The organism is Microbacterium sp. Leaf351 (assembly GCF_001423825.1).
Classification (GTDB): domain Bacteria; phylum Actinomycetota; class Actinomycetes; order Actinomycetales; family Microbacteriaceae; genus Microbacterium; species Microbacterium ginsengisoli.
In genome coordinates this window covers 17,729-21,903 of the sequence record NZ_LMPK01000036.1, presented here as the reverse complement: position 1 = coordinate 21,903, position 4,175 = coordinate 17,729, and the positions used below count along the sequence as shown (strand labels likewise).

Genomic DNA, 4,175 nt, shown 5'->3' with positions numbered 1-4,175 from the left:
TCGGAACGATCTCGACGAGCGTCCTGACGGTCACCCTGACGATCGTCGCCGTCGTCGTGACCTCCGTACTCCGCGCGAGCCGCAGTCAGCTACGCGGATACGGGTGGGTGTCCGACAGCGGTATCGCCGGCGACGGTGTGTTCCTGTACCCGACGTTCTTGCGCGCTCTCGACGATCTGCTCGAGCGCGCGAGGTGGGAGGGGCGACTCGTCGCCGTGATCTCGGTGCGCATCGACGATCTGCGTCGCATCGGCGACGCGTTCGGCGAGGAGGTCCGCACGAGCGCGCTGCACCTGCTGCGGGACGGTGTGCGTCGGCACGCGCCGCTCGCCTCTCTGATCGGCGAGGACGACGATCCCGGCCTGCTGTTCACGGTGCTCGCTCCCGATCCGATGGCCGTGCGCCGGGTCGCGGTGGGTGCGCACCGAGCGCTGTTCGATGCCCTCGGTCGCAGCGGCCAGGGCGTGCTCCCCGTGGTCGGTGTCGGCGTCGCGTTGAGCGAGACGATCGGCTACGACACCGAGCGTCTGGTCGCGGGGGCCCGCGCGGCGGCGCGCAAGGCGCCGACCATGCCGGATTCGTCGGTGATGTTCGCGGGCGTCGACGACGCCGGTGGGGCGGAGTAGGACGGCGGATGCCGCGGCCCGTGCCATGCTCGTGACATGCCACTCATCGCGCTGACCGGCGGTATCGCCTCGGGGAAGTCCACGATCGCCGCGCGGCTGCGGGAGCACGGCGCGGTCGTCGTCGATGCCGACGCACTGGTGCGCGAAGTGCAGGCGCCGGGGAGCGCGGTGCTCGCACGCATCGCCGATGTGTTCGGCGCCGATGTGCTGGATGCGTCCGGAGCGCTCGACCGCCCCGCGCTCGGCGCACGGGTGTTCGGCGACCGTTCCGCGCTCGCCCGGTTGAATGCGATCGTGCATCCGGCTGTGCGCGCGGAGTCTGCGGCGCGGTTCGCCGCGGCCTTCGCCGAGGACCCCGCCGCGGTCGTGGTCTACGACGTGCCGCTGCTCGTCGAGGCCCGCGTCGACGATCCGTGGGAGCGCATCGTCGTGGCGCACGCTCCGGCGGCTCTGCGCGAGCAGCGCCTGGTCGAGCTTCGGGGGCTCTCTCCCGACGATGCCCGCGCGCGCATCGCGTCGCAGGTCTCCGATGAGGCCCGGCTCGCGATCGCCGACGACGTCATCGACACGAGCGGCACGGTGGGGGAGACGATCGCCCAGGTGGACGCCCTCTGGAGCCGGCTGCGCGGCTGACCCCGTCGGACGGTGGCCGGACCACACCCCGATGTCGGCGGCCGCGCCTACCCTGGAGACGTGCAGACCACACGTTCCGTTCGACCCTTCGAGGTCGTCTCCGAGTACGAGCCGTCGGGCGACCAGCCTCAGGCGATCGCCGATCTCGCGGCCCGCATCAACGCGGGGGAGACTGACATCGTGCTGCTGGGCGCCACCGGAACCGGCAAGTCCGCGACCACGGCGTGGTTGATCGAGCAGGTGCAGCGACCGACGCTCGTCCTCGCCCACAACAAGACGTTGGCGGCGCAGCTCGCGAACGAGTTCCGCGAACTCATGCCGCACAACGCGGTCGAGTACTTCGTCTCGTACTACGACTACTACCAGCCCGAGGCCTACGTCCCGCAGACTGACACCTTCATCGAGAAGGACAGCTCGATCAACGCGGAGGTGGAGCGGCTGCGGCACTCCACCACCAACTCGCTGCTGTCGCGCCGTGACGTCATCGTGGTCTCCACGGTGTCGTGCATCTACGGTCTCGGTGCCCCCGAGGAATATCTGCGCGCGATGGTCGCGCTGCAGGTGGGGGAGCGATACGACCGTGACGCCCTGATTCGACAGTTCATCGCGATGCAGTACAACCGCAATGACGTCGACTTCTCGCGGGGCAACTTCCGGGTGCGCGGCGACACGATCGAGATCATCCCGGTCTACGAGGAGTACGCGATCCGCATCGAGCTGTTCGGCGACGAGATCGAGGCGCTCTACATGCTGCATCCGCTCACCGGCGACGTGGTGCAGAAGCTCGACTCGGTGCCCATCTTCCCGGCGTCGCACTACGTGGCGGGCACCGACGTCGTGCAGCGTGCGATCGGCACGATCGAAGACGAGCTGACCGATCGTCTCGCCGAGCTCGAGAAGCAGAACAAGCTCCTCGAGGCGCAGCGCCTGCGCATGCGCACGACGTTCGATCTCGAGATGCTGCAGCAGCTCGGCTTCTGCTCGGGCATCGAGAACTACTCGCGTCATCTCGACCAGCGTGAGGCGGGCGAGCCGCCGCACACGCTGCTCGACTTCTTCCCCGACGACTTCCTCCTCGTCATCGATGAATCGCACGTGACGGTTCCCCAGATCGGTGCGATGTACGAGGGGGATGCCTCGCGCAAGCGCACACTCGTCGAGCACGGGTTCCGCCTGCCGAGCGCCCTCGACAACCGGCCGCTGAGGTGGGATGAGTTCAAGGGGCGGATCGGCCAGACCGTGTATCTCTCGGCCACGCCCGGTCGCTATGAGATGGGCATCGCCGATGGCGTCGTCGAGCAGATCATCCGACCGACCGGTCTCGTGGATCCCGAGATCGTCGTGAAGCCGTCGAAGGGGCAGATCGACGATCTGCTGGAGCAGATCCGTCTGCGGGTCGAGCGCGACGAGCGCGTGCTGGTGACCACGCTCACGAAGAAGATGGCGGAGGAGTTGACCGACTTCCTCGGCGAGCACGGTGTGCGCGTGCGCTATCTGCACTCCGACGTCGACACGTTGCGGCGCGTCGAGCTGCTCACCGAGCTCCGCGCCGGCGTCTACGACGTGCTTGTCGGCATCAACCTGCTGCGCGAGGGTCTCGACCTCCCCGAGGTCTCGCTCGTGGCGATCCTCGACGCCGACAAAGAAGGCTTCCTGCGCAGCGGCACCTCGCTCATCCAGACGATCGGGCGCGCGGCCCGCAACGTCTCGGGGGAGGTGCACATGTACGCCGATACAGTCACCGACTCGATGCGCTCGGCGATCGATGAGACCGCCCGTCGTCGCGAACTGCAGGTCGCGTACAACACGGAGAGGGGCATCGATCCGCAGCCATTGCGCAAGAAGATCGCCGACATCACCGACGCACTCGCCCGGGAAGGGGCGGACACCAAGGCGATGCTCGCCCGCGGCGGCCGCGATCAGGGTCGCGGCAAGGCGCCGACGCCCAACCTTCGGCGCGAGGGAATCGCGGCAGAGGGGGCGGCCCAGCTCGAGTCGACGATCTCGGATCTGAGCGATCAGATGCTCGCGGCAGCATCCGAGCTGAAGTTCGAGCTGGCGGCGCGGCTGCGCGACGAGGTGCAGGAGCTCAAGCGCGAGCTGCGGGCGATGGAGAAGGCCGGTCACGCCTGATCTGCGGGTGATGCCCCATGCTCTCGATGCACATCCCGGTCGCGTCCGCCCTGCTCGGCCGCGATCAGGGGCAGCGCAGCAGCGGTTTGGGTCCGTTGCGGTCGATGCGATGATCGCGCATCGGCTGGCGGCACAGCGGGCAGGGCTGGATGTCGCGGGCGGGCGGCTCGTCGTCGGTGTAGGGTCCGACGGCGGCCGGTCCGGCGGCGCGGACGAGCGCGGCGTTCACGAAGGCGTACCATCCGCCCGCGGCGTTCACACGGTCGCGCAGCGGGGGGCGCCTTTTCTTTCGTGGCATAAGAGTTAGTGTACTAAGGAACGCGGAGAGAGTGACCACCACCGACATCCTCGCGCTGGAGAACCAGCTGTGCTTCGCCGCCGTCACAGCCGCCCGCAACATCGTGCAGGCGTACCGTCCGGTGCTCGAGCCGCTCGGGCTGACCCACCCCCAGTACCTCGTCATGCTCGCGCTGTGGGAGCGCGATCCGCGCTCCCTCGGCGAGCTCGCCGCCGCGCTCGCGCTCGAACCGGCGACGGTGTCCCCCCTGGTCAAGCGACTCGAGGCGCAGGGGCTTCTCGTCCGCACGCGGCGTCCGGGTGACGAGCGCACGCTCGACATCGCGGTGACGGACACCGGGCGCGCCCTTCGTGCACAGGCCCTCGAGGTGCCCGCGCAGGTGCTCGCACGCACCGGGCTCACGGTCGATGAGGCGGTCGCCCTCCGCGACGCGCTCGCCCGGTTCGCCGGGGCCAAGCCCACCGCGTGATCCGCGCGGAGCCGGT

Annotated in this window: 4 protein-coding genes and 1 pseudogene; 4 read left to right on the top strand and 1 reads right to left on the bottom strand. The window is 69.1% G+C overall.

Annotated elements, in window-relative coordinates; translation table 11 throughout:
• From ASG00_RS12035 to uvrB, 3 genes and pseudogenes are all read left to right on the top strand, one after another.
• Positions 1-626, top strand: a pseudogene (locus tag ASG00_RS12035) (GGDEF domain-containing protein); the annotation flags it as partial.
• Between the two features lie 36 nt (positions 627-662).
• Positions 663-1,259 carry a dephospho-CoA kinase gene (gene coaE, locus ASG00_RS12030; protein ID WP_056209882.1) on the top strand — a complete coding sequence of 199 codons (597 nt, stop codon included), beginning with the start codon at positions 663-665 and terminating at the stop codon, positions 1,257-1,259.
• Positions 1,260-1,319: 60 nt separating this feature from the next.
• Complete coding sequence (uvrB, locus tag ASG00_RS12025; RefSeq protein ID WP_056209881.1) at positions 1,320-3,392, top strand: excinuclease ABC subunit UvrB; 2,073 nt, start codon at positions 1,320-1,322, stop codon at positions 3,390-3,392.
• A gap of 64 nt (positions 3,393-3,456) precedes the next feature.
• Here uvrB and ASG00_RS12020 read toward each other — a convergent pair whose 3' ends face one another.
• A complete protein-coding gene (locus ASG00_RS12020; protein WP_327037517.1) occupies positions 3,457-3,621 on the bottom strand; it encodes a hypothetical protein in 165 nt (54 codons plus the stop codon).
• 100 nt (positions 3,622-3,721) lie between these two features.
• Between ASG00_RS12020 and ASG00_RS12015 the strand changes: the two genes are divergently transcribed.
• Complete coding sequence (locus tag ASG00_RS12015) at positions 3,722-4,159, top strand: MarR family winged helix-turn-helix transcriptional regulator (protein ID WP_056209879.1); 438 nt, start codon at positions 3,722-3,724, stop codon at positions 4,157-4,159.
• The last annotated feature ends 16 nt before the right edge of the window (positions 4,160-4,175 follow it).

Bases quoted from the DNA above. Each gene is read 5' to 3' on its own strand.
- coaE (WP_056209882.1), top strand. From the start codon at position 663: ATGCCACTCATCGCGCTGACCGGCGGTATCGCCTCGGGGAAGTCCACG.